Below are 678 nucleotides of genomic sequence, written 5' to 3'. Positions count from 1 at the left end.
CAAGAACGGACTGATCGCTACAAGTCGGAACTGACCGACTTAGGCTCTAGTTACACGCTTGGAAACAAGACATTAACAGAGTGCGAATTAGTCCTTGACCATGTTTGACTACATTTTAAGGAACAGTTTAGCTCGACCTTTAAAAGAATTTCCAAAGGCGGTACAGATATACATTCATTCACCTTCTAAGGATTGACTATTCACCTCATTCAGCCAACAGAGCTGCCCTTATTTTTTAAGTATTACAAGCCGAGCTTGAATGTTTTTACCAGAAAGTCCCTTGTTATGTTTATCATAATATTCTTGTTGGAGTGCTAAAGCCCAATTGTAAGTACACTTAGCACAACCAAAGTGGTTTTCAATCAAAAAACTTTGCTCGCTATTCGATTGACATACTCCCACCACTTTCGACTAGTTCCTTGCGAAACTCGTTTCTCAGGGATTCTAAAAGCAAATGCTCTTAGGCGACTTCCTTGCGGATTTCGCTTGCTTTCTGCTTCACAAGGCGACCTTTACCGCATCCACCCTCCACAGACAAAACGGTATGTCCCACCGCCAAAATGTTGCGAGAAGCGTTTATATCCGCATTCTCGCTAAAGCTACACTCTACACAGCTAAATTTCGCCTGAGTGAGCCTGTTTTCTTTTGCAACGTGACCACATGAACTACAAGTCTGAC

At 42.3% G+C, this 678-nt stretch carries 2 protein-coding genes; both read right to left on the bottom strand.

Annotated elements, in window-relative coordinates:
- Positions 1-228: 228 nt before the first annotated feature.
- Positions 229-402 carry a helix-turn-helix domain-containing protein gene (locus tag CYK47_RS15865; protein ID WP_164709239.1) on the bottom strand — a complete coding sequence of 58 codons (174 nt, stop codon included), beginning with the start codon at positions 400-402 and terminating at the stop codon, positions 229-231.
- 58 nt (positions 403-460) lie between these two features.
- A partial coding sequence (locus CYK47_RS15275) for a zinc ribbon domain-containing protein (protein ID WP_164709238.1) occupies positions 461-678 on the bottom strand: 218 nt, incomplete at its 5' end.

The organism is Acinetobacter sp. B51(2017), from assembly GCF_003711395.1.
Lineage (GTDB): Bacteria > Pseudomonadota > Gammaproteobacteria > Pseudomonadales > Moraxellaceae > Acinetobacter.
Note: the sequence above shows the minus strand (reverse complement) of the source record. Positions and strands in the feature narration are given on the sequence as shown.